This window comes from Enterobacter sp. BNK-13 (assembly GCF_048685015.1).
In the GTDB taxonomy this organism is placed as follows: Bacteria; Pseudomonadota; Gammaproteobacteria; order Enterobacterales; family Enterobacteriaceae; genus Enterobacter; species Enterobacter quasiroggenkampii.
Map to the genome: position 1 here is coordinate 2,933,325 of NZ_JBLQTP010000001.1, position 25,174 is coordinate 2,958,498.

At 55.5% G+C, this 25,174-nt stretch carries 22 protein-coding genes; 4 read left to right on the top strand and 18 right to left on the bottom strand.

Annotated elements, in window-relative coordinates; all coding sequences use genetic code 11:
* Positions 1-2: 2 nt before the first annotated feature.
* From nuoI to lrhA, 9 genes are all read right to left on the bottom strand, one after another.
* A complete protein-coding gene (gene nuoI / locus ACMGGQ_RS14170; protein WP_003861491.1) occupies positions 3-545 on the bottom strand; it encodes an NADH-quinone oxidoreductase subunit NuoI in 543 nt (180 codons plus the stop codon).
* Positions 546-558: 13 nt separating this feature from the next.
* Complete coding sequence (gene nuoH / locus ACMGGQ_RS14175; protein WP_008500211.1) at positions 559-1,536, bottom strand: NADH-quinone oxidoreductase subunit NuoH; 978 nt, start codon at positions 1,534-1,536, stop codon at positions 559-561.
* On the bottom strand, positions 1,533-4,256 hold the full coding sequence (gene nuoG / locus ACMGGQ_RS14180) for an NADH-quinone oxidoreductase subunit NuoG (protein WP_021241554.1): 2,724 nt from the start codon (positions 4,254-4,256) through the stop codon (positions 1,533-1,535). Before nuoG ends, nuoH begins: the two co-directional genes overlap by 4 nt.
* A gap of 55 nt (positions 4,257-4,311) precedes the next feature.
* Positions 4,312-5,649 carry an NADH-quinone oxidoreductase subunit NuoF gene (nuoF, locus tag ACMGGQ_RS14185; RefSeq protein WP_008500209.1) on the bottom strand — a complete coding sequence of 446 codons (1,338 nt, stop codon included), beginning with the start codon at positions 5,647-5,649 and terminating at the stop codon, positions 4,312-4,314.
* Positions 5,646-6,146 carry an NADH-quinone oxidoreductase subunit NuoE gene (nuoE, locus tag ACMGGQ_RS14190; protein WP_063622169.1) on the bottom strand — a complete coding sequence of 167 codons (501 nt, stop codon included), beginning with the start codon at positions 6,144-6,146 and terminating at the stop codon, positions 5,646-5,648. Before nuoE ends, nuoF begins: the two co-directional genes overlap by 4 nt.
* 2 nt (positions 6,147-6,148) lie before the next feature.
* On the bottom strand, positions 6,149-7,951 hold the full coding sequence (gene nuoC, locus ACMGGQ_RS14195; protein WP_023312537.1) for an NADH-quinone oxidoreductase subunit C/D: 1,803 nt from the start codon (positions 7,949-7,951) through the stop codon (positions 6,149-6,151).
* An 89-nt stretch (positions 7,952-8,040) separates the two neighbouring features.
* A complete protein-coding gene (nuoB, locus tag ACMGGQ_RS14200) occupies positions 8,041-8,715 on the bottom strand; it encodes an NADH-quinone oxidoreductase subunit NuoB (protein WP_003861482.1) in 675 nt (224 codons plus the stop codon).
* 15 nt (positions 8,716-8,730) lie between these two features.
* Positions 8,731-9,171, bottom strand: coding sequence for an NADH-quinone oxidoreductase subunit NuoA (gene nuoA, locus ACMGGQ_RS14205; protein WP_006176516.1), 441 nt, complete (start codon positions 9,169-9,171; stop codon positions 8,731-8,733).
* Positions 9,172-9,801: 630 nt separating this feature from the next.
* Positions 9,802-10,740, bottom strand: coding sequence for a transcriptional regulator LrhA (lrhA, locus tag ACMGGQ_RS14210; RefSeq protein WP_021241557.1), 939 nt, complete (start codon positions 10,738-10,740; stop codon positions 9,802-9,804).
* A gap of 938 nt (positions 10,741-11,678) precedes the next feature.
* Here lrhA and alaA point away from each other — a divergent pair.
* Positions 11,679-12,893 (top strand): alanine transaminase AlaA, encoded by a 1,215-nt coding sequence (gene alaA, locus ACMGGQ_RS14215; RefSeq protein WP_008500204.1) that lies wholly within the window; start codon positions 11,679-11,681, stop codon positions 12,891-12,893.
* A 118-nt stretch (positions 12,894-13,011) separates the two neighbouring features.
* Positions 13,012-13,611 (top strand): 5'-deoxynucleotidase, encoded by a 600-nt coding sequence (gene yfbR / locus ACMGGQ_RS14220; RefSeq protein ID WP_008503531.1) that lies wholly within the window; start codon positions 13,012-13,014, stop codon positions 13,609-13,611.
* Between the two features lie 80 nt (positions 13,612-13,691).
* On the opposite strand, the gene ACMGGQ_RS14225 is transcribed toward yfbR, so the two are convergent.
* The 4 genes from ACMGGQ_RS14225 to yfbV form a co-directional block, all read right to left on the bottom strand.
* A complete protein-coding gene (locus tag ACMGGQ_RS14225; protein ID WP_023344589.1) occupies positions 13,692-15,524 on the bottom strand; it encodes an SLC13 family permease in 1,833 nt (610 codons plus the stop codon).
* A 75-nt stretch (positions 15,525-15,599) separates the two neighbouring features.
* On the bottom strand, positions 15,600-16,259 hold the full coding sequence (locus ACMGGQ_RS14230; RefSeq protein ID WP_045908726.1) for a sugar phosphatase: 660 nt from the start codon (positions 16,257-16,259) through the stop codon (positions 15,600-15,602).
* 11 nt (positions 16,260-16,270) lie between these two features.
* Positions 16,271-16,765 (bottom strand): YfbU family protein, encoded by a 495-nt coding sequence (locus ACMGGQ_RS14235; RefSeq protein WP_008502874.1) that lies wholly within the window; start codon positions 16,763-16,765, stop codon positions 16,271-16,273.
* A 91-nt stretch (positions 16,766-16,856) separates the two neighbouring features.
* Positions 16,857-17,312 (bottom strand): terminus macrodomain insulation protein YfbV, encoded by a 456-nt coding sequence (gene yfbV / locus ACMGGQ_RS14240; protein WP_008502875.1) that lies wholly within the window; start codon positions 17,310-17,312, stop codon positions 16,857-16,859.
* A 337-nt stretch (positions 17,313-17,649) separates the two neighbouring features.
* Here yfbV and ackA point away from each other — a divergent pair, with 337 nt between their 5' ends.
* Complete coding sequence (ackA, locus tag ACMGGQ_RS14245; protein WP_045334289.1) at positions 17,650-18,852, top strand: acetate kinase; 1,203 nt, start codon at positions 17,650-17,652, stop codon at positions 18,850-18,852.
* Positions 18,853-18,928: 76 nt separating this feature from the next.
* Positions 18,929-21,070 (top strand): phosphate acetyltransferase, encoded by a 2,142-nt coding sequence (gene pta, locus ACMGGQ_RS14250; RefSeq protein WP_008502877.1) that lies wholly within the window; start codon positions 18,929-18,931, stop codon positions 21,068-21,070.
* 117 nt (positions 21,071-21,187) lie between these two features.
* On the opposite strand, the gene ACMGGQ_RS14255 is transcribed toward pta, so the two are convergent.
* The 5 genes from ACMGGQ_RS14255 to ACMGGQ_RS14275 all read right to left on the bottom strand — a co-directional run bounded on the left by ACMGGQ_RS14255 (position 21,188) and on the right by ACMGGQ_RS14275 (position 25,170).
* Positions 21,188-22,141: a transketolase family protein gene (locus tag ACMGGQ_RS14255; protein WP_048029680.1), complete on the bottom strand. Its 954-nt coding sequence runs from the start codon at positions 22,139-22,141 to the stop codon at positions 21,188-21,190.
* Positions 22,134-22,964, bottom strand: a complete 831-nt coding sequence (locus ACMGGQ_RS14260) for a transketolase (protein ID WP_420290193.1) — start codon at positions 22,962-22,964, stop codon at positions 22,134-22,136. Before ACMGGQ_RS14260 ends, ACMGGQ_RS14255 begins: the two co-directional genes overlap by 8 nt.
* Entirely contained in the window at positions 22,961-24,352 is a 1,392-nt protein-coding gene (locus ACMGGQ_RS14265; protein ID WP_023617386.1) for a PTS ascorbate transporter subunit IIC, read from the bottom strand. Before ACMGGQ_RS14265 ends, ACMGGQ_RS14260 begins: the two co-directional genes overlap by 4 nt.
* Before the next feature lie 21 nt (positions 24,353-24,373).
* The gene (locus tag ACMGGQ_RS14270; protein WP_024908960.1) at positions 24,374-24,646 is read right to left on the bottom strand and encodes a PTS sugar transporter subunit IIB; all 273 of its coding nucleotides are present in this window, start codon (positions 24,644-24,646) and stop codon (positions 24,374-24,376) included.
* A gap of 80 nt (positions 24,647-24,726) precedes the next feature.
* Positions 24,727-25,170, bottom strand: a complete 444-nt coding sequence (locus ACMGGQ_RS14275; RefSeq protein WP_048029678.1) for a PTS sugar transporter subunit IIA — start codon at positions 25,168-25,170, stop codon at positions 24,727-24,729.
* Positions 25,171-25,174 lie beyond the last annotated feature (4 nt).

Sequence of the window (25,174 nt, forward strand, 5' to 3'; positions counted from 1 at the left end):
CCTTACGGTAACAGGCTCTTGACGTCGATAGGCTTAGCTTCGTTCTCTGCTTCGCCCTTATCTTTGCCGTCGATTGCCATACCCGCCATCCGGTAGAAGTTATATTCCGGGTATTTGCCCGGACCGGAAATCAGCAGATCCTCTTTCTCGTACACCAGGTCCTGACGCTTGTACTCACCCAGCTCGAAGTCTGGAGTGAGCTGAATCGCCGTGGTTGGGCACGCTTCTTCACACAGACCGCAGAAGATGCAGCGTGAGAAGTTGATGCGGAAAAACTCAGGGTACCAGCGGCCGTCTACCGTCTCGGCTTTCTGCAGAGAGATACAGCCGACCGGGCACGCTACCGCACACAGGTTACAGGCAACGCAGCGCTCGGAACCGTCCGGGTCGCGCGTCAGCACGATACGGCCACGGTAGCGCGGCGGCAGATATACCGGCTCTTCCGGGTACATCCGGGTTTCGCGTTTGGCAAACGCATGCAGGCCGATCATCCAGATACTGCGTACCTGGGTACCGAAGCCTACCAGTAATTCTTTTAAGGTCATGGTCTATTGCCCCTTATGGCTGCTGCCAGAGAATGACAGCGGCCGTTACCAACAAGTTGACGAGCGTCAGCGGCAGGCACACTTTCCAGCCGAAGGACATTACCTGGTCATAACGCGGACGCGGTAACGCTGCGCGAATCAAAATGAACATCATCATGAAGAACGCGGTTTTCAGCGCGAACCAGATGAACGGCGGTAAGAACGGGCCATGCCAGCCACCGAAGAACAGCGTTACCATCAACGCGGAAATGGTGACAATACCGATGTACTCGCCCACGAAGAACAGACCGAATTTCATACCGGAATATTCGATGTGGTAACCGTCGGCCAGTTCCTGTTCGGCTTCTGGCTGGTCAAACGGGTGACGGTGACACACTGCCACGCCCGCGATGGCAAAGGTAATAAACCCAAAGAACTGCGGAATAACGTTCCAGATGTCGGCCTGGTTGTTGACGATGTCGGTCATGTTGAATGAACCGGCCTGCGCCACCACGCCCATCAGGGAGAGACCCAGGAACACTTCGTAGCTCAGGGTCTGCGCGGAAGCACGCATCGCACCCAGCAGCGAGTATTTGTTGTTACTGGACCAGCCTGCGAACAGGACCGCGTAAACCGCGAGGCCTGCCATCATCAGGAAGAACAGAATGCCGATGTTCAGGTCAGCGACCACCCAGGTCGGGCTGACCGGCACGATAGCAAACGCCAGCAGCAGCGAGGTGAAGGCGATCATCGGTGCCAGAGTAAAGATCACGCGATCCGAGAAGCGCGGGATCCAGTCCTCTTTAAAGAACATCTTGATCATATCCGCGACCAGCTGGAGTGAACCACCCCAGCCCACGCGGTTCGGTCCGTAACGGTTCTGGAACAGACCGAGCAGACGACGTTCACCAAAGCTCATGAACGCGCCGCAGGTGACCACCACCAGCAGGATAACAATCGCTTTCAGAATGCTCAGCAGGATGTCGATAAGATCCGGCGTTAACCAACTCATGCTTTTGCCTCCTGCAGATTATCAAGACGCGCACCCGCCAGAACCGGCGCGATGCCAGGCATACCCATCGGCAGACCGACCTGCCCTGCTGTCAGACTTTCAGAAATAATCAGCGGCAGGCTGATGGTCTGGCCGTCATAGCTAAAGGCGATGTTCGCACCCGCGTTAACGCCAAGCTTCGCGGCATCCGCCGGGTTAAGCTTGATGTACGGCTGCGGCATACGGGTCTGGAAGACCGGTGAACGCTGGGACAGCTCGTCGCTACCGAACAGGTGGTAGTACGGTGCAATACGCCAGCTACCGTCCTGCGCCTGGAAGCTCGCCGGTACGGTGGTGAAGAAGTCCAGACCGGTTTCGGAAGCTTCAATCAGACGCACGCCCGGATCGCCGTGGCGCAGGGAGCCGCCCACTTCAGCCTGGAACTTGTTCCATGCCTGCGGGGAGTTCCAGCCCGGTGCCCATGCGAACGGGATTTGCGAACGCGGCGCAGACGGCTGGTTGTTCCCTTCCATGGAGAAGGCGAACATGGTGTCTTTATCCTGCGGCTGGCGCGGTTCGTGCACGCTGATATTGGCGCGCATTGCAGTACGGCCGCTGTAACGGTGCGGTTCACGCGCCAGTTTCTGGCCGCGAATGCGGAAGCTCGCTTCAGGCGCGGCATCTTTAATGCCTGCCAGCTGAGGCAGTTTTTCCACCACCGCGTCGATAACGTGGTCGAGCTGCGTCCAGTCCACTTCACGGCTCTGCACGGTGCTGTGCAGGGAGTGCAGCCAGCGCCAGCTTTCCAGCATCACGGTGTTGCTGTCGTAGTAAGACGGGTCATAAACCTGGAAGAAACGCTGCGCGCGGCCTTCGTTGTTGATAACGGTACCGTCGCTTTCTGCGAAGCTTGCCGCAGAGAGCACCAGGTGCGCTTTGTCCATAATCGCGGTGCGCTGATGGTCAATCACCATCACCAGCGGCGCTTTGGAGAGCGCGGCGTCAACGCGAGCGGCAGAAGCATGGCGATGCAGGTCGTTTTCCAGCACCACCACGGCGTCAGCGGCACCGGATTCCAGTTCGCTTAACGCAGCTTCCAGCGAGCCGCCGCCAATCATGCCCAGACCAATGCTGTTCACCGCACGGGCAATCATGGTCACACCGACGTCAGCACCGCGGCCTTTCAGGGCTTTGGCCACGTTGGCTGCGGCCTGAATGATCTCTGCGCTACCGGCGTTGGTACCGGAAATAATCAGCGGTTTCTTCGCACCGGCCAGGGCCTGAACAATCACGTCAACCTTGTTTTGCAGGTCGCGATCCAGCTCAACGGCCGGTGAGTTGTTGTCCAGCGCGTGGGCAATGGCAAAACCAAGACGCGCCTGATCTTCAACCGGGGCGCAGTAGGTCCACGCCGCGATATCGTCCAGACGGGTATTGTCGACGTTGGTCACAAACAGAGGATGCTTCGCGCGCTGACCGATGTTCAGGATCGCCGCAATCTGCCAGTCAGCCACTTTTTGCGCCGCTGCCATTTCACGTGCTTTACCCTTCACCGCCTGACGAACCGCCAGAGCCGCGCGGGCGCCGGTCTGGGTCAGGTCTTCACCCAGCACCAGGACCGCATCATAGGATTCGATTTCGCGCAGCGCAGGGGTATGGATACCGCCTTCACGCAGCACTTTCAGTACCAGCTGCAGACGTTCCTGCTCGCCCTGGGCGATGCCGGTATAGAAGTTTTCCGCCCCGACCAGCTCGCGCAGCGCGAAGTTGCTTTCGATGCTGGCACGCGGGGAGCCGATACCGATCACTTTCTTCGACTGGCGCAGAATATCTGCCGCGCCCTGCATCGCCTGTTCTGCGTTCAGGGTAATGAAATCGTCGCCACGGCGCTGAACCGGCTGACGCGGACGGTCTTTCAGGTTCACATAGCCATAGCCGAAACGACCGCGGTCGCACAGGAAGTAGTGGTTAACGGTACCGTTGTAGCGGTTTTCGATACGACGCAGTTCGCCGTAGCGCTCACCCGGGCTGGTGTTACAGCCGAGGGAACACTGCTGGCAGATGCTTGGCGCAAACTGCATGTCCCATTTACGGTTGTAACGCTCGGAGTGAGTTTTATCCGTGAAGACGCCGGTCGGGCAGATTTCTACCAGGTTACCGGAGAATTCGCTCTCCAGCACGCCGTCTTCCGGACGACCGAAGTAGACGTTGTCATGCGCGCCATACACGCCCAGATCCTGACCGTCTGCATAGTCTTTGTAGTAACGCACGCAGCGATAGCAGGCGATGCAGCGGTTCATTTCGTGAGAGATGAACGGCCCCAGATCCTGGTTACGGTGGGTACGCTTGGTAAAGCGATAGCGACGGAAGCTGTGACCGGTCATCACGGTCATATCCTGAAGGTGGCAGTTACCGCCCTCTTCACAAACCGGACAGTCGTGCGGGTGGTTGGTCATCAACCACTCCACCACGCTTTCGCGGAACTGTTTGGCTTCTTCGTCATCAATCGAAATAAAGGTGCCTTCGGTGGCTGGCGTCATACAGGACATCACCAGGCGACCACGCGTGTCTTCCGCGTTTTGATATTGCTTCACCGCACACTGGCGGCAAGCACCGACGCTGCCCAGCGCCGGATGCCAGCAAAAGTACGGAATATCGAGGCCAAGAGACAGACAAGCTTCCAGCAGGTTGTCCGCCCCGTTGACTTCGTATTCTTTGCCGTCTACATGAATCGTAGCCATTAGCATGCTTCCAGTTGGCTCGGTCGAAACCGAGCGTTAATCAAAATTCTTGTCGTTACCAGCGCGCTTTAAGCAGGTTCGGCTGAATCCCATTGATCGCATGGGTATTGCTGAACGGCTGCTTGATGCCTGCTTCGAACTCGTCGCGGAAATATTTGATCGCGCTCTGCAGAGGTTCGACGGCACCCGGTGCGTGGGCACAGAAGGTTTTACCCGGGCCTAAGAATCGACACAGTTGCTCAAGTGTTTCGATATCGCCAGGCTGGCCTTCGCCACGTTCGATTGCACGCAGGATCTTCACGCTCCACGGCAGACCATCACGGCACGGTGTACACCAGCCGCAGGACTCACGGGCGAAGAACTCTTCCAGGTTACGCACCAGCGACACCATGCCGATCTCGTGGTCGACAGCCATCGCCAGCGCCGTACCCAGACGGCTGCCTGCTTTACCAATGCTTTCGAATTCCATCGGCAGGTCAAGGTGGGCTTCGGTCAGGAAGTCTGTCCCTGCCCCACCCGGCTGCCAGGCTTTGAATTTCAGGCCATCGCGCATGCCGCCGGCGTAGTCTTCAAGAATTTCGCGCGCGGTAGTACCGAACGGCAGTTCCCAGACGCCAGGATTTTTCACGCGACCGGAGAAGCCCATCAGCTTGGTACCGGCATCTTTGCTTGAGGAGATGCCCTGATACCACTCCACGCCGTTCGCGAGGATAGCCGGAACGTTACACAGGGTTTCGACGTTGTTTACGCAGGTCGGTTTCCCCCACACGCCGGAGCTGGCCGGGAACGGTGGCTTGGAACGCGGGTTCGCGCGGCGGCCTTCAAGGGAGTTAATCAGCGCAGTCTCTTCACCGCAGATGTAACGCCCGGCACCGGTGTGCACGAACAGTTCGAAGTCAAACCCGGTACCCAGGATGTTTTTGCCCAGCAGCCCCGCTTCGGTGGCTTCGGCAATCGCGCGACGCAGGTTTTCCGCTGCTTCGATGTACTCACCGCGCAGGAAGATGTAACCACGGTACGCTTTCAGCGCAAACGCGGAGATCAGCATGCCTTCCACCAGCAGGTGCGGTAGCTGCTCCATCAGCAGGCGGTCTTTATAGGTGCCCGGCTCCATTTCATCGGCGTTACACAGCAGGTAACGGATGTTCATGGATTCGTCTTTTGGCATCAGGCTCCACTTCAGACCAGTGGAGAAGCCCGCGCCGCCGCGGCCTTTCAGGCCAGACTCTTTTACCGCGTTAACGATGTCGTCCGGCGCCATGCCGCCAAGGGCTTTACGCGCACCGGCATAGCCGTTTTTGCTCTGATATTCGTCGAGCCATACCGGCTGTTTGTCATCACGCAGACGCCAGGTCAGCGGATGCGTCTCAGCAGTACGAATTACAGTTTTCATTTGTACTGCTCCAGCAGGTCAGGAATCGCTTCCGGCGTCAGATGACTGTGAGTGTCCTCATCAATCATCATGGTCGGCCCCTTGTCGCAGTTACCCAGGCAGCAGGTTGGCAGCAGAGTAAAGCGACCATCGAACGTGGTCTGGCCCGGCTTGATATTGAGCTTCTTCTCAATCGCAGCCTGAATGCCCTGATAACCGGTGATGTGGCAGACCACGCTGTCACAGTAGCGGATCACATGGCGGCCTACCGGCTGACGGAAGATCTGGCTGTAGAACGTGGCTACGCCTTCTACGTCACTTGCCGGAATACCCAGCACTTTCGCGATCGCATAGATCGCCCCATCCGGCACCCAACCACGCTGTTTCTGTACGATTTTCAGCGCTTCAATGGACGCCGCACGCGGGTCTTCGTAGTGGTGCATCTCGTGCTCAATGGCGGCACGTTCTGCTTCACTCAGCTCAAAAGCCTCGGTTTGTGGTTGTTCATTCTCGTGCATAATTAGCGGTCCACATCTGACATAACAAAATCGATACTACCCAGATACACAATCAGGTCGGAGACCAGACTGCCGCGGATGGCGGACGGGATCTGCTGCAGGTGCGCAAAGCTCGGCGTACGCACGCGGGTACGGTAGCTCATGGTGCTGCCGTCACTGGTCAGGTAGTAACTGTTAATACCCTTGGTCGCTTCAATCATCTGGAAGGATTCTTGCGCCGGCATGACCGGACCCCAGGAAACCTGCAGGAAGTGGGTGATCAGGGTTTCGATATGTTGCAGCGTGCGCTCTTTCGGTGGCGGCGTCGTCAGCGGGTGATCCGCCTTGAACGGGCCTTCCGGCATGTTGTTGAGGCACTGCTCAAGGATGCGCAGACTCTGGCGTAGCTCTTCCACTTTCAGCATCACGCGGGTGTAGCAGTCGGACACGCCGCCGCCCACCGGGACTTCAAAGTCGAAGTTCTCGTAGCCAGAGTAAGGACGGGCTTTACGCACGTCGAAATCAATACCGGTCGCGCGCAGACCTGCCCCTGTCGTCCCCCACTCCAGCGCCTCTTTCGCGCCGTAGGCAGCAACGCCCTGGGAACGGCCTTTCAGGATAGTGTTGCGCAGCGCGGCTTTCTCGTAAGACGCCAGACGTTTCGGCATCCAGTCGAGGAATTCACGCAGCAGACGGTCCCAGCCGCGCGGCAGATCGTGTGCCACACCGCCGATACGGAACCAGGCCGGGTGCATACGGAAACCGGTAATAGCTTCTACCAGATCGTAGATTTTCTGACGGTCGGTAAAGGCGAAGAAGACCGGGGTCATCGCGCCGACGTCCTGAATGAACGTGGAGATGTACAGCAGGTGGCTGTTGATACGGAACAGTTCTGACAGCATGACGCGAATCACGTTAACGCGATCCGGCGTAACAATACCCGCCAGTTTCTCAACGGCCAGCACGTATGGCATTTCGTTGACGCAACCGCCGAGGTACTCGATACGGTCGGTATACGGAATGTAGCTGTGCCAGGACTGACGCTCGCCCATCTTCTCAGCACCACGGTGGTGGTAACCGATGTCAGGCACGCAGTCGACAATCTCTTCACCGTCGAGCTGAAGAATAATACGGAATGCACCGTGCGCAGACGGGTGGTTTGGACCGAGGTTGAGGAACATGAAGTCCTCGTTGTCGGTACCGCGCTTCATGCCCCAGTCTTCCGGTTTGAAGGTCAGCGCTTCCATCTCCAGATCCTGCTTGGCTTTGGTCAGCTCAAACGGATCGAATTCGGTAGCACGTGCCGGGTAGTCTTTACGCAGCGGGTGGCCGGTCCAGGTCTGCGGCATCATGATGCGCGTCAGGTGCGGGTGGCCGTCAAAGGTCATGCCGAACATTTCCCAGGTTTCACGCTCGTACCAGTTGGCGTTCGGGAAAAGTTTGGTGATCGTCGGCAGATGCATGTCGTTTTCAGACAATGCCACCTTGAGCATGATATCCGTATTACGGTCTATTGAGATCAGGTGGTAGAAAACGGAAAAATCCGCAGCAGGGAGACCCTGGCGGTGCGTTCTGAGACGTTCATCCATGCCGTGTAAGTCAAACAGCATGACGTACGGTTTTGGCAATTTCTTGAGGAAATCGACAACTTCCAGCAATTGTTCACGCTTCACCCAAACAACGGGTACCCCGGTGCGGGTAGCCTGAACAGTAAAGGCATCCGGCCCAAAACGGTTGCGCAGTTCGCCAATGACTGGGTCATCCAGATGATCCCGGGTCTGCCAGGCGGCTTCTTGCGCGGTTAAGTCGGTCATATTGTTCACCATTGCAAATGGTCCGTGGTGACTGTTGAGCCTGGCTTCGCGCTATTTGAGTAGTGATATGCGAAGGTGTTCTCCAGGCCTACAGGCGCAAATTAAATTTCGTCAGGCGTACGCAGATTGGTGACGGCAATACGTTCACCACGTTTACGCTCGCGCTCAGACTGCATGTTCGCGCGATACACACCCTGATCGCCAACGACCCACGACAGTGGGCGACGTTCTTTACCGATGGACTCCTGCAGCAGCATCAGCGCCTGCATGTAGGCTTCCGGACGAGGCGGACAACCCGGGATGTACACATCCACTGGGATAAATTTATCTACGCCCTGTACGACGGAATAGATGTCGTACATACCGCCAGAGTTAGCACATGCGCCCATGGAGATAACCCATTTTGGCTCCAGCATCTGGTCATAAAGACGCTGAATAACAGGTGCCATCTTGGTAAAGCAGGTACCGGCTACCACCATCAGGTCAGCCTGACGTGGGGAAGCACGCAGTACCTCTGCCCCAAAACGCGCAACGTCATGCACCGCAGTGAATGACGTCACCATTTCAACGTAGCAGCAAGAAAGGCCAAAGTTGTAAGGCCAGATGGAGTTCTTACGACCCCAGTTGACCATATCGTGCATGGCATGTTCGAGTTTGCCCATGTACACGCTTTTATTGACTTCTTGCTCCAGGGGGTCGGTTACGATCTCCTGTTTTTGCAGGGGGTAACGGTCATTCTCACCGTTAGGATCTATGCGGGTGAGCGTATAATCCATCTTATTGCCTCGCTGTTACTGCTGACGATTAGAGATACTGTTTTCCGGGTTGATGTGTTCACGACGTGAACGCGCAGGCGTCCAGTCAAGCGCGCCAATACGCACCAGATAAACCAGACCGGCCAGTAGCACTAAAATGAAAATTGCGGCCTCGACAAAGCCCACCCAACCACTTTCGCGAATGGAGGTCGACCATGCGAAAAGGTAAAGCGCTTCCACGTCGAAGATGACGAAGAACATGGCTACCAGGTAAAACTTGGCAGACAGGCGTAAGCGAGCGGTACCTACTGAATCAATACCTGATTCGAAAGGTGTGTTTTTGTGCCTTGCACGGGCGCGACCGCCCAGGAACCAGCCGCCGACTAACATCAGGCAGCACAGGCCAATGGCTACAATAAGAAAGATTGCGAATGCCCAGTGATGAGCGATGACTTCTGTGGATGTTGACATACTCATTGCTTACTCATCAAAAGTGATACCAACGACACTGCTCTTGCTGGCAGATGGGCATCACATCGATTCATGGGGAGGAACAAATAACCTTACACTAACTGTCAGAAATGAGACGTAGACAGCAAAATGATGGGGTTTTTTACTCCTTTCTATAACCTATTGTCAACTTTAACAAAGGTTTCTTCACATTAAATTACATCGAGCGATTCTCATTAACATTTGGTGCCCTTTAACCCTGGTGGGTACATGACTTTCCGTCAAATGTATGTTGTTGAATCGTGTCCGTTTCGGAAGTAAAAAAAATAACCCTCCTATTTTGACAGGATTTGCCAACGATTCCTCCCCCCAAATAGGAGTATTTTCTTGATCTGCGACACGCTTTTGTTAATTCAACCTGGAAAACGGCAACATATTTCCTGTTTTTTTAACATAGGAGGGATGTGGATGACGTTAGAACAGAAAACGGACAAGTTTTAGACAAAACCATTTAGTTAATTGATAAATATAGAATATCCCGAAAACCCACGCGTCATAAGCGGGTATTTTTGCTAAAAAAAAGCCACTGCATGTGAAAATCACACGAGTGGCTTTTTTTTACACTTACATTTTGTTACCAGAATTCTGAGCGAGCGATCACTCAAAATCCCCTTCAACGATCAGGGAGTCATCCCCCCCTTCGGAGGTAACGCGCTCGAACTGCCATGGGTTATGGTAGTTTTCCATCGCCTCGAACACCACCTTCGCCAGTTCGTTATGACTGGACGAATTGTGGCAGAGCAGATACTCCGTATCCGGCAGTGCAGGAAGGCCATCGGATTTGCCCAGAACGCGCAGATCGGGGCTCATCATTTCTACCGGACGGGCGGTGACACCCAGACCGGCTTTCACGGCGGCACGCACCGCTGGCAGCGTGGACGCCACATACGCCAGACGCCACGGAATATTAGCCTCATTCAGCGCCGTCAGCACCATATCGCGGAACGGGCTCGGGTCATCCAGCAACACCAGCGGCACCGGCTCCCCTTTTTGCAGCACGTATTCGGCCGCGCAATACCAGTGCGTAGGCGATGTACGCAACGTCAGGCAGTCAAACTGCCCGGGACGATGCGTGGTGACCACCAGGTCGACTTTATTCTCATTTAACATCTCAACCATAAAAGCATTGCGCTTTACGCTCACGTCCAGCGCAAGCTTCGGATAAACCGAACTAATACGATTGAGAAGAAACGGCAATATAGTATCCGCCGACTCATCAGATGCACCTAACGTTAGCACGCCCTGAAGGTTGCTAAACATTAATGACATACATGCTTCATCATTAAAGCGAAGAATTTTCCTGGCATAACCCAGAAGCTGAATACCGTGTTCCGTTAAGAGCTTATTACGCCCGTGACGGGCAAAAAGCTCTTTACCAACCAGTTGCTCCAGCCGCTGCATTTGCTGGCTGACGGCGGACTGAGTTCGGCAAACGGCGGCAGCAGCTGCTGCAAAAGTGTTGAGATCGGCGACCGCAACAAACGTTCTCAGCAGATCGAGGTCGAGATTCATTATCGGACGATTTGCATTTATCATATCTATTCACTTTCAGGTTGCTCGTGCGGAGCTGCCCGGGTTGAAGCTGTGTGTGTACAGTTAAGCAATTCCCTCTGAAGATTTTCCCTCGCATCCCGGCCCGGCAGACTGCCTGACAGATAGTTATTGTGCTGCTTTATATCAACAGTCAGAAAGCACGTTTCATGACGATATTTTTATTCTCTTAAACGTTCAGGATATTTAGATGTTCGCAGGTTTATGTAAATTACATTAAAGGTATAACACCTTTTCTGCCATCTGTATCGCAGCGCTGTCAACGTAGCAGGAGATGTGCGACACATTCCAGCCAGAGATAACTCTAACAATAACAATCAATTAATTCGGAAAACCAGGGTCAGATATACAAAAAACGTGCATCTGCCCTCTGCTTTCCTGGAAGACATCTTAACCCAAATCCACTTTATTTATAAGTCTTATTGCAATATTAAGGATTAAAGAAGAATGTTAAGCTTCTAAACTAATTTTATTAAAATTAACTAAAGTTGCATTTTATAGGTTAATAATAAATAAATTTTAATTTAGATTAAGACCATTCATTAATGGCACTTAACATTAATTTCACATGGGTAACTTTTATCCACAGTATGCTATTACAGAAACAGGTATCAAGCATTCAGGTTTTACGAAAAGTCACTCAGGGTGACTGCCACCGCTGTCAAACTCACCACTTATTTTTAACAGCACATTATACAGCATTTTGGTAAATTAATAGCACATTTAACCTAAGCTCTCGCTATGCGCACAACTTTAAGACAGTGAAAAAGCGTACCCACAGCGAAAAAGATTCATCAAAAATTTGCACCCCGCACAAAATCTTCTACTGCACACCCTTCAAAACGAAGCGAGGGGGGAGTACATTATTCCGTGCTGACTTCCACGGCAGGGAGCGGCAATAATAGCGAAAAGGTTAAAGGTTCATGTCCCCTATCGAAAAATCCAGCAAGCTAGATAACGTCTGTTATGACATCCGCGGCCCGGTTCTGAAAGAGGCAAAACGCCTTGAAGAAGAAGGCAACAAGGTTCTGAAACTCAACATTGGTAACCCTGCGCCATTTGGTTTTGAAGCGCCGGATGAAATTCTGGTTGATGTGATCCGCAACCTTCCCACTGCACAAGGCTATTGCGATTCAAAAGGACTTTACTCCGCACGTAAAGCCATCATGCAGCACTACCAGGCACGTGGTATGCGCGATGTTACCGTTGAAGATATCTATATCGGCAACGGCGTCTCCGAACTGATTGTGCAAGCCATGCAGGCCCTGCTGAACAGCGGGGACGAAATGCTGGTCCCTGCGCCGGACTATCCGCTTTGGACGGCTGCCGTGTCGCTGTCCAGCGGTAAAGCGGTGCACTATCTGTGCGACGAATCCTCTGACTGGTTCCCGGACCTGGACGATATTCGCGCAAAAATTACGCCCCGCACGCGCGGTATCGTCATTATTAACCCGAACAACCCGACGGGCGCGGTCTACTCAAAAGAACTGCTGATGGAGATCGTCGAGCTAGCGCGTCAGCACAACCTGATCATCTTCGCCGACGAAATCTACGACAAGATCCTGTACGACGCGGCACAGCACCACTCAATCGCTGCGCTGGCCCCGGATCTGCTGACCGTCACCTTTAACGGCCTGTCTAAAACCTACCGCGTGGCCGGTTTCCGTCAGGGCTGGATGGTGTTAAACGGTCCGAAAAAACACGCCAAAGGCTATATTGAAGGGCTGGAGATGCTGGCCTCCATGCGTTTATGCGCCAACGTTCCGGCGCAGCACGCGATCCAGACGGCGCTGGGTGGCTATCAGAGCATTAGCGAGTTTATCGTGCCCGGTGGTCGCCTGTACGAACAGCGTAACCGCGCGTGGGAACTGATCAACGATATCCCGGGCGTCTCCTGCGTGAAGCCGAACGGGGCGCTCTATATGTTCCCGAAAATTGACGCGAAGCGCTTCAATATTCACGACGACCAGAAAATGGTGCTTGATTTCCTGCTTCAGGAAAAAGTGCTGCTGGTTCAGGGCACGGCGTTTAACTGGCCGTGGCCGGATCACGTGCGTATCGTGACGCTGCCGCGCGAAGATGACCTGGAAATGGCCATCAGCCGCTTCGGGCGCTTCCTCTCCGGATACCATCAGTAACATTGCCTTTCGGCCGGGTGGCGCTTCGCTTACCCGGCCTACAAAATCCGCAAATTTGCATCTTGCCTCCCCTCCCCGCACAATGAACGCCTGTCGCAGTGAAGACAAAAGGTAACCTATGAGTCAGAGTCATTTCTTTGCCCACCTCTCCCGCCTGAAACTCATCAACCGCTGGCCGCTGATGCGCAATGTCCGCACGGAAAATGTGTCAGAGCACAGCCTGCAGGTTGCGATGGTCGCTCACGCGCTGGCCGCCATTAAAAACCGCAAATTCAACGGTCAGGTCAATCCAGAGCGCATCGCCCTGCTGGCGATGTACCACGATGCGTCAGAAGTGCTGACCGGCGATCTGCCTACGCCGGTGAAATATTTCAACTCGCAAATTGCGCAGGAATATAAGGCTATTGAAAAAATTGCCCAGCAGAAGCTGATTGAGATGGTGCCCGAAGAACTGCGTGATATCTTCGAGCCGCTTATCAACGAGCATCAGTACACGGAAGATGAAAAGTCGCTGGTCAAACAGGCCGACGCGCTGTGTGCCTATCTGAAGTGTCTCGAAGAGTTGTCCGCAGGGAATAACGAATTCCTGCTGGCGAAAACGCGCCTGGAAAAAACGCTGGAATCCCGCCGCAGCGAAGAGATGGATTACTTTATGCAGGTGTTTGTACCGAGCTTCCATTTATCGCTGGATGAGATCAGCCAGGATTCGCCACTCTGATTTTCGCCCAGCGGCGCTGCGCTTGCAGGGCCTACGGGGTTGTAGGCCGGGTAAGGCGTAGCCGCCACCCGGCAAAATGCTCAGAACGGAAACAGGACCGGTATCAATACCACGCACACCACCATCACCAGCACGGTGAACGGCACGCCCAGCTTCACGAAATCGCTGAATCGATAGTTCCCCGGTCCCAGCACCAGCGTGTTTACCGGTGAAGAGACCGGCGTCATAAATGCCGCGGAAGCGGCCATCGCCACCATCATCGCAAACGGATACGGCGACACGCCCATGGACTTCGCCATCGCCAGCGCGATAGGCGCCATCAGTACCGCCGTCGCGGTGTTCGAGATAAACAGGCCGATGGTGGCGCACATGATAAACAGGCAGACCATCATCATGTACGGCCCATACCCGCCGCCCACGTCCATTAAGCCTTTAACGATCAGATCCACCCCACCGGTTTTTTGCAGCGCCAGGGCGAAGGGCATCATCCCGACAATGAGAATGATGCTCGGCCAGTGAATGGCTTTATAGGCGCTTTCGGCGTCAATGCAGCGGAATTTTCCCATCAACAGGCAGGCGATGATTGCGGCGACCGGATTGGGGATCTCATCGGTCAGCATCAGCGCCACCATCAGCACCAGACAAAAAATCGCGTGTGGCGCCTGGCTGTGCGCTGGCGATGCGTCGCTCTCCTCGACAGGCATGTTGAGCACCACAAAATCGCGCCCTTTTTGTCCGAGCTGGCTAATGAGCTTCCAGTTACCGACGACGAGAAAGATATCGCCCAGCAGGATCGGCTCATCCACCACTGCCCCTTCCATCGCCACGCCATCGCGCTTCAGCCCCACGACGTTCAGGCCATAGCGGGTACGGAACCCCATCTCCCGCACGGTTTTACCCAACAGTTCCGACTCCGGGATCAGCGACACCTCGGCCATGCCGACATCCAGCGCCTGATCGGAGAAATACTCTCCGCGCAGCACCATCGGCTCCAGCAACTGTTCGCTGCAGAACTCGCGCAGGTCCACATCCGCAGTGGACATATCAATCAGCAGGACGTCACGCGCGCGGAATTCCGACACCCCGTTGACGTTGACGATCACCCGACGAAACCGCCGCCAGCGCTCTACGCCGATCACGTTCGCGCCATAGCGCTCACGCAGCTTCAGGTCATCCAGCCGCTGTCCCACCATCGGCGAGCCGGGGCGAATAGCCAGACGGCGCGCGCGCCCGGTAAGGCGGTACTCCTTAATCAAATCGCGGAAGGTGCGTCGCTTCCATCCTTCTTTGTTTTTGTCCTGTTTTTCACCCTTCAGGGCGAACCGGGTCAGCAGCATGTAGACCACGCCCATGACCAGAATGACCAGCCCAAGCGGGGTGACGCTGAAAAAGCTGAAGCCCTCAAATCCTTCCCGGATCAGTTCGCTGTTAACGACCAGATTCGGCGGCGTGGCCACCAGCGTCATCATCCCGCTGATCAAACCGGCAAAACTCAGGGGCATCATCAGGCGCGACGGCGAGCTCTGCATCCGCATGGAAACACTCAACACCACCGGGATAAAGATGGCGACCACGCCCGTGGAGCTCATAAACGCCCCCAGTCCGGCGACGGTCACCATCAGGTAGATCAACATCTTGGTTTCGCTGCTGCCCGCCACCTTCACCAGCCACGACCCCATGATGGTCGCTACGCCGGTGCGCACCAGCCCATCCCCGATGATAAACAGGGCGGCAATCAGGATAACGTTGGGATCGCTAAATCCGGAGAAGGCTTCCGGCAGCGTCAGCGTTCCGCTCAGCACAAACGCGACGATAACAAACAGGGCGACGGCGTCCATGCGTACCTTGCCCGTGGCAAAAAGAATGATGGCGATTAAAAGCAGGCTCAGGACCCAAATCAGTTCACCGTTCACAACCTATCCTTGTCAGTGGAAGATGAGGAATTTTGCCATAAAAAAGCCCCAGCAATGTGGGGCCATATCATGGGATTACACTTTTAGCGAGACGGTTACAACTCCGTCAGAGGCTTTTGAAACAGACAGTGCCGTCAGGGAATCCAGCACCAAATCCGCCTCCTCCAGGCGGGGAGAACCGGCCGGAACGTTAACGGCGATGACGTGGCTACCTGCGTTCAACCCGGCCAGTACGCCAGCCGCCGCATCTTCCACCACCACGCACTCTGCAGGATCGAGGCCCAGCAGTTCAGCGCCCAGTAGAAATGCGTCAGGCTCCGGTTTACCCCGCTTCACGCGCTCCGCCGTGATAAACACGTCCGGCGTCGGCAACCCTGCCGCCTTGTGTCGGGCGTGGGCAACCGGCACGGAACCGGAGGTGACAATAGCCCACGGTATCTGCGCCTCGTTCAGATGCTCAAGCAGTTCGCGCGCGCCCGGTAACGCAGTGATGCCGTCCGTATCGGTGGCTTCAATGTGTTCCAGGTATTTGAACTCCGCCTGAATGTCGTCCTCAGAGCGTCCGGCCAGGAAGTGCCGTAGCGAGGTGATGGCCTGTTTGCCATGGATAAAATTCAGCACGTCCTGATGATCGATGCCATGTCTGTCAGCCCAATGGCACCAGGAACGTTCCACAACCGGCAGCGAATCCACCAGCGTACCGTCCAGATCAAACAGAAAACCTCTACACTGCACACGCACCTCCGTCAGGCATTAATGATTTGTTGAATTTCGTTGCTGCTTAAATGGTACTGACGCGGGCAGGCATGCCACGCGCTCAGCATGCGCTGATATTTATCCCACATCGGGGTCTGCGCGTTGAAGCCGTGGGTACCCGCGTCAAAGTGGGTATAACGCCCTTCCGTATTCACCATAAAGCGAACATAGCTCAGATAACGCGCTTCCGTTGCGGCATCAAAGCCTAAGAAGGTGACGCGGCGCTCGTCAATGGACTGTTGATCTTTGAGATTCGTCCAGGAGACGTGCAGGGCGTGATACATCTCCATAATGTCGATCACGATGCGACAGGTTTCTTCTTTCAGCTCGCCAAACTCGCGGTCCAGTTCGCGCATTTGCAGACCAAAGCCGCGTTCGACGATGGTTTGCAGGCGGCTGTAGCGCGCAGCGTTATCGGGATCAAGCATAGTCATCATCTTGTACTGGTTGGACAAAATCAGACGTTGAGCATGGGTCATTTCCATCTTTCGACTCCTGTAGCGCATTGCACTTAAAAAAAAGACACGGTAACTGATTGTTACTGTGCCCTCTTTTCGTCGTCGTTTCGATGATCAATCACAAATCATCGAGGAATGTTTTATCCAGTTGCTTAAAAGCACGCTTTAACGTGTCCGCCAGCGCCTGGTAATCCGGCTTGCCTTCCACCGGGGCGAGCGCCTGACCGGCCTCTTCCAGCTTACCGCGCACTTCATAAAACCAGTGTAAAATAGAAGGAGGAAGGGGCGTGATGGACCGTTTACCTAACCACCACAGTCCCTGCATCGGCAGGCTTAATGCGAAGAGCGCCGTGGCAACGGCAGGTCCAAGCTGCCCACCCAGCGCAATCTGCCAGCACAGCGTAAAGATAGCGACAGGCGGCATAAAGCGAATCGCATAGCGCGTGGCGCGGATGGTGCGATTCTCAATAAACATCGGCGCAAGGCGCTTTTCCATTGGCCACGTCTTTGCGTAATGCTGTCCCCGACGAAACAGACTGAAGAAATTTACGGACGGGTTCTCTGGTGTCGACATGGCTGTACCTCAACTTCACATATAAAAATTAAAATTTTCGTGCAAAACCACAACAAGCTATGACAACGTTCAAAATATTTTGTCATCTCTACCCCGTATCGGGTATCCTGTGCCAGCCTGATAGGGCCATAGACGAGAATCATTAGCTCGTCAAATTATTGCATATTATGCCATTGGCTGAAAATTGTGCAAAATGGCATAAAATCATAGTTATTTCTTCCATCATGCCACAATGTTCGTTTGGCATGATGTTAATCATAAATGTCCGAGTCATCATGCGTTACGCTGTTAGACTCACTGACGTTTTTTTAGCCACGTATCAATAATAGGTACTTCCATGTCGAGTAAGTTAGTACTGGTTCTGAACTGCGGTAGCTCCTCACTGAAATTCGCCATCATCGATGCGCTCAACGGTGACGAATACCTCTCTGGTTTGGCCGAATGTTTCCATCTGCCTGAAGCACGTATCAAGTGGAAGATGGACGGCAGCAAACAAGAAGCGGCTTTAGGTGCAGGCGCCGCTCACAGTGAAGCGCTGAACTTTATCGTTAACACTATTCTGGCACAAAAACCAGAACTGTCTGCTCAGCTGACTGCGATTGGTCACCGTATCGTCCACGGCGGCGAAAAATACACCAGCTCCGTCGTGATCGACGACTCTGTGATCCAGGGCATCAAAGACTCTGCCTCTTTCGCACCGCTGCACAACCCGGCTCACCTGATCGGTATCGCTGAAGCGCTGAAATCCTTCCCGAATCTGAAAGACAAAAACGTGGCCGTATTCGATACCGCGTTCCATCAGACCATGCCGGAAGAGTCTTACCTCTATGCCCTGCCATACAGCCTGTACAAAGAGCACGGCGTACGTCGTTACGGCGCGCACGGCACCAGCCACTTCTATGTGACTCAGGAAGCGGCAAAAGTGCTGAACAAGCCGGTTGAAGAACTGAACATCATCACCTGCCACCTGGGCAACGGTGGTTCTGTTTCGGCTATCCGCAATGGTAAATGTGTTGATACGTCCATGGGTCTGACCCCGCTGGAAGGTCTGGTGATGGGTACCCGTTCCGGTGACATCGACCCGGCGATCATCTTCCACCTGCACGACACCCTGGGCATGAGCGTTGACCAGATCAACAAAATGCTGACCAAAGAGTCTGGCCTGCTGGGTCTGACCGAAGTCACCAGCGACTGCCGTTACGTTGAAGACAACTACGCAGAGAAAGAAGACGCTAAACGTGCAATGGACGTTTACTGCCACCGTCTGGCGAAATACATCGGCTCTTACACTGCGCTGATGGAAGGCCGTCTGGACGCGGTTATCTTCACCGGTGGTATCGGTGAGAACGCGGCAATGGTTCGTGAACTGTCCCTGGGCAAACTGGGCGTTCTGGGCTTCGAAGTTGATCACGAGCGTAACCTGGCTGCCCGCTTCGGCAAGTCTGGCTTCATCAACAAAGAAGGCACCCGCCCTGCTCTCGTTATCCCAACTAACGAAGAGCTGGTCATCGCGCAAGACGCGCACCGCCTGACTGCCTGATTCCACACCGCCAGCAATGCTGGCGGTGCTGTTTTGTAACCCGCCCCATTTGGGCGGTAACGAAAGAGGATTAACCGTGTCCCGTACTATTATGCTGATCCCTACCGGAACCAGCGTCGGCCTGACCAGCGTCAGCCTTGGCGTTATCCGTGCTATGGAACGCAAAGGCGTTCGTCTGAGCGTCTTTAAGCCCATCGCCCAGCCACGTGCCGGTGGCGATGCGCCAGACCAGACCACCACCATCGTTCGCAAGAACTCCAATCTGCCGGCGGCCGAACCGCTGAAGATGAGCCACGTTGAATCTCTGCTGTCCAGCAACCAGAAAGACGTGCTGATGGAAGAGATCATCGCCAACTACCATGCTAACGCGCAAGACGCGGAAGTGGTGCTGGTTGAAGGTCTGGTGCCAACCCGCAAACACCAGTTTGCCCAGTCTCTGAACTTCGAAATCGCGAAAACCCTGAACGCAGAGATCGTTTTCGTGATGTCTCAGGGTACTGACACCCCGGAACAGCTGAACGAGCGTATCGAACTGACGCGCAGCAGCTTCGGCGGCGCGAAAAATACCAACATCACCGGCGTGATCGTCAACAAGCTGAACGCGCCAGTGGATGAGCAGGGCCGTACTCGCCCTGACCTGTCCGAGATCTTCGACGACTCGTCCAAAGCGAAAGTCATCAAAGTTGACCCGGCTAAGCTGCAGGAATCCAGCCCGCTTCCGGTTCTGGGCGCGGTGCCATGGAGCTTCGATCTGATTGCCACCCGTGCAATCGACATGGCGCGTCACCTGAACGCGACCGTGATTAACGAAGGCGACATCAACACCCGTCGTGTGAAGTCCGTGACCTTCTGTGCGCGTAGCATTCCGCACATGCTGGAACACTTCCGCGCAGGTTCCCTGCTGGTGACTTCCGCAGACCGTCCTGACGTTCTGGTTGCAGCCTGTCTGGCCGCAATGAACGGCGTGGAAATCGGTGCGATCCTGCTGACCGGTGCCTACGAGATGGACCCACGCGTCAGCAAGCTGTGCGAACGCGCGTTCGCTACCGGCCTGCCGGTCTTCATGGTGAACACCAACACCTGGCAGACCTCCCTGAGCCTGCAGAGCTTCAACCTGGAAGTGCCGGTTGATGACCACGAGCGTATCGAGAAAGTTCAGGAATACGTTGCAGGCTACATCAACGCAGACTGGATCGAATCCCTGACCGCGACCTCCGAGCGCAGCCGCCGTCTGTCTCCTCCAGCATTCCGTTACCAGCTGACCGAGCTGGCGCGCAAAGCGGGCAAACGCGTTGTTCTGCCAGAAGGCGACGAACCACGTACCGTTAAAGCGGCTGCTATCTGTGCAGAGCGCGGCATCGCGACCTGTGTGCTGCTGGGTAACCCGGATGAGATCAACCGCGTAGCGGCCTCTCAGGGCGTTGAGCTGGGCGCAGGCATCGAAATCGTTGACCCTGAAGTGGTTCGCGAAAGCTACGTTGCCCGTCTGGTTGAGCTGCGTAAGAGCAAGGGCATGACCGAAGCCGTTGCGCGTGAGCAGCTGGAAGACAACGTGGTGCTGGGCACGCTGATGCTGGAGCAGGACGAAGTTGACGGTCTGGTTTCCGGTGCGGTTCACACCACGGCGAACACCATCCGTCCACCGCTGCAGCTGATCAAAACCGCGCCAGGCAGCTCTCTGGTGTCTTCCGTGTTCTTCATGCTGCTGCCTGAACAGGTTTACGTTTACGGCGACTGCGCGATCAACCCGGATCCAACTGCAGAACAGCTGGCTGAGATCGCTATCCAGTCCGCAGACTCCGCGACCGCTTTCGGTATCGAGCCGCGCGTGGCGATGCTCTCCTACTCCACCGGCACCTCAGGTGCAGGTAGCGACGTAGAGAAAGTACGTGAAGCGACCCGTATTGCGCAGGAAAAACGTCCTGATCTGATGATCGACGGCCCGCTGCAGTACGACGCCGCGGTCATGGCTGACGTTGCGAAATCCAAAGCGCCGAACTCACCGGTTGCTGGTCGCGCTACCGTGTTCATCTTCCCGGATCTGAACACCGGTAACACCACCTACAAAGCGGTACAGCGTTCTGCCGACCTGATCTCCATCGGGCCAATGCTGCAGGGCATGCGCAAACCTGTGAACGACCTGTCTCGTGGCGCACTGGTAGACGATATCGTTTACACCATCGCGCTGACGGCGATCCAGTCTTCGCAGCAGCAGTAATTGTAAGGTCTTGCCGGATGGCGCTTCGCTTATCCGGCCTACAGGACCGTAGGCCCGGTAAGCGCGAGCGCCACCGGGCAACAAAAAGGCGACCACTCAACCGGTCGCCTTTTTTATTTACAGCAGCTCGCGCGCCGCCGATACAATGTCATGTGCCGTCAGGCCATACTCTTTTTGCAGGAAATCCTGCGTCCCCACCTGGCCGTAACGCTCCTTGACACCCACCCGCCGCATCGGCACCGGGCAGGTTTCCACCAGCACTTCCGCCACCGCCGACCCCAGCCCGTTGTGAATGCTGTGGTTTTCACAGGTCACGATGCGCCCGGTTTTCTCGGCGTAGTTTTTCACCAGCATCCGGTCGATGGGTTTCAGGGTAAACATGTCGATGACCGCCGCGCTGACCCCCTCCTGCTCAAGCTGGCGCGCGGCTTCCAGCGCTTCCGACACCATGATGCCGTTGGCAATCAGGGTGATATCGCTCCCCTCGCGCAGCACGTTGCCTTTTCCGATGGTGAAGGTGGAGCCCGGCGCATAGACGCTCGGCGCCTGCTTACGGATGGTGCGCACCCAGTAGAAGCCTTCGAGGTCGATAAGCTGGCGCAGCACGTCCTCAAACATCACCGCGTCGGTCACCTCCAGCACCACCGAATGCGCCAGCCCGCGCACAATGCCCATATCCTCAAACGACATATGCGTTCCGCCGTTGTGGCAGGCCGTCACACCCGCATCCGACGCTATCACCTTCACGTTGTTGCGCTGATAGTCCAGGGACATAAACAGCTGGTCAAAACAGCGGCGGCTGGCAAAGGCGGTGAAGGTGTGAACGAACGGCTTGCGTCCGGTAAGGGACAGCCCGGCGGCCGTGCCGATGACGTTAGCTTCCATAATGCCGCAGTTAATCACGTGCTGCGGATAGTCGCGCGCCACGCCGTCCATCGCCATCGAGCTCATCAGGTCTGCTTCGAGCGCAATGATGTCACTTCCGGCCTCAATCTGTTTTGCCACGAAACCAGCGTAAACTTTACGCATCTCAACGGCGTCTTTCTGTCCTGCCGGTGCAACCTTAATCATGTGAAGCCTCCAGTTGGCGAATCGTCTCGTTGAGGGCGGCTTTGCTCTCCGCGGTCAATCGCAGATGGTGTGAGTTGCTGAGCTGCTCCAGATACGGCACCCCCTGGCCTTTGATGCTGTCGAGGATGACGACTAACGGACGCGCATCGGCTGTCGGGATGCGCGATGTCACTGCCAGCAGACCCGGAATGTCGTCCCCCTTCACCGTCACCACGTCAAAGCCAAAGGCGCGGAATTTGCCCTCCAGGTCAAACGCGCTGATGATCTCGTCCAGCTCGCCGTCGAGCTGCTGTTTGTTCCAGTCGACAAATACCGTCAGGTTGTTCAGGCGATGGTGGGCAATAAACTGGAACGCCTCCCAGCACTGCCCTTCGTTCAGCTCGCCGTCGCCGACGATGCAGAAGACCCGATTCGGTCGCCCGGCCAGCCTGTGCGACAGCGCCATGCCGCCCGCGATGGAAATCCCCTGCCCCAGCGAACCGGTAGTGGCGTCCACGCCGCGCGTTTTTAGGCGGTCCGGGTGGCTGGGCAGGCGCGTGCCGTTCTGGTTGAGGGTACTCAGCTCTTCTGTCGGGAAGTAGCCCTTGATCGCCAGGGTACTGTAGAGCGCCGGGCCCGCATGGCCTTTCGACAGGACAAAGTAGTCTCGCTCCGGCCAGTCCGGATCCGCCGGGTCGATTTTCATCACCGCGCCGGACAGCACGGCCAGGGTTTCTACCACCGACATGCTGCCCCCGTAGTGGCCAAAGCCCAGCTGCGTCAGGGATTTCAGCGTCTCAAGACGAATCTGACGCGCGAGTTCGGTTATCTCTTTCTCATTCATGATTTGGCTCCGGTGTTTTCCTGCGCGTTACCGCCCGCAGGTTTGTTTTTCGCGAAGACGTTGTACGCCACCAGCAGCGCGAACAGCGCCACGACCAGCCCGGTGATGGCAAGCGGCGACAGGAAGCGCGCCAGGTTGCCAAGGACAATCCCGACCGCGCCGAAGTCAGCGTCAGAGAAGGTGGTGTTCGCAAAACCAATGGCGCCCAGTACCGGCAGCAGCAGGACCGGCAGGAAGGTAATCAGCAGGCCGTTGGCAAAGGCGCCAATCATTGCCCCGCGACGTCCGCCGGTGGCGTTACCGAACACGCCCGCCGTTGCGCCGGTGAAGAAGTGCGGCACCACGCCCGGGAGGATCAGCACCCAGCTAAACTGACCGCAGATGAACAGCCCCACAATCCCGCCGAGGAAGCTGAACAGGAAGCCAATCAGCACCGCGTTAGGCGCATAGGGATACACCACCGGGCAGTCGAGCGCAGGACGCGCGTTCGGCACCAGTTTTTCCGAGAAGCCGGTAAAGGCTGGAACGATTTCCGCCAGAATCAGGCGTACGCCCTGCAGAATGATGAACACCCCCGCCGCGAAGGTGATCGCCATGATGATGGCGTAGACGAGGTAGTTCTGGCCGGCGCTGAAGGTGGCCTCGACGTACTCGCGCCCGGCGCTCACCGCCATGATCAGGTAGATAATCATCATGGTCAGGGAGATGGAGATCGAGCTGTCGCGCAGGAAGCTCAGGTTCTTCGGCAGGTTCATCTCTTCCGTTGAGCGGGATCCTTTGCCGACCTTGCTGCCAATCCAGCCGGACAGCACGTAGCCCAGCGTGCCAAAGTGGCCGAAGGCAATCTCATCGTTGCCGGTAATGCGCTTCATATAGCGCTGCGCAATCGCCGGGAAGAAAGCCATAATCAGGCCAAGGATCAGCGACCCGGTAAAGACCAGCCCCACGCCCTCAAAGCCCGCCACCGTCAGGATCACGCCAATCATGCACGCCATATAAAACGTGTGGTGTCCGGTCAGGAAAATATACTTCAGGCGGGTAAAGCGGGCGACGATAATATTCGCCACCATCCCGAAGGCCATAATCAGCGCGGTCGCTGCACCGTATTTTTCCAGTGCAATGGACACGATCGCTTCATTGTTTGGAATAATGCCCTGGATAGTAAAGGCGTGTTCAAACATACCGCCTAAGGGATTTAATGACCCGACCAGCACCGTGGCGCCGCCGCCCAGTACAATAAAGCCCAGGATGGTTTTAATGGTCCCTTTCACCACGTCGGAAAACGCTTTTTTCTGCGCAACCAGACCGATTAACGCAATTAAACCCACCAGCACCGAAGGGACTTTTAAAATATCAACAACGAAATTCAGCGTTTCAAGGATAAACATATCCACCTCGCCTTATCAGGGTTATTGTCTTTCGAACCAGCCGCGCAGCTGCGCTTCAAGTTCGTTGATGTCGATGATGTTGTTGATCACCACCAGCTGGCTTTCCGGCACGCTGGCGCTGGCGGCAATGTCTTTTGCCATCACGAACAGATCGGCCGCGCCCGGCGTGGCTGAGGAGAGATCGGAGTGTTCAACCTCAGCTTCAATCTCCAGCTTTTTGAGCACCTTTTTAATATTCATTTCGACCATAAAACTACTGCCCAGGCCAGAACCGCAAATAGCCATGATTTTCATTGTTGTCCCCTTATTTTGAGTAGAGTACGCCCCATCACGCAGACGCGTAATGTTGTGAAAAACCGGATTAAAGAATTAAATCAGAAGCGGTTAATAATCGTTTTAATTTCCTCCAGGGTATTCACCTGATGCAGTTCGGCCATATCGGTATCGCTGGAAAATAACTCTGCCAGCGACGAGATCATCTCGATATGGCTATTTTTGTCGGGTGCCGCGAGCATAATAATGACGTCGACAGGGTCAAACTCACCGGCACCAAACGAGACGCCCTGTTTTAGTTTTAATAACGACAACCCCAGTCCTTTGGCGCCTTCCTCCGGCCGCGCATGCGGCATCGCCAGCCCTGGTGCCAGCACATAATAAGGTCCTAACGTGTGGTGCTGCTGGATGATGGCCGTGACGTATTCAGGCTCAATCACCTGCAAATCCAGCAGCGGCTTCGCGCACAGCTCCAGCGCCTGCGGCCAGTCTTCCACGCTCTCCTGCAGCGTGATGGTTGTATCATATATCCATTTTTTGAGCACTTTT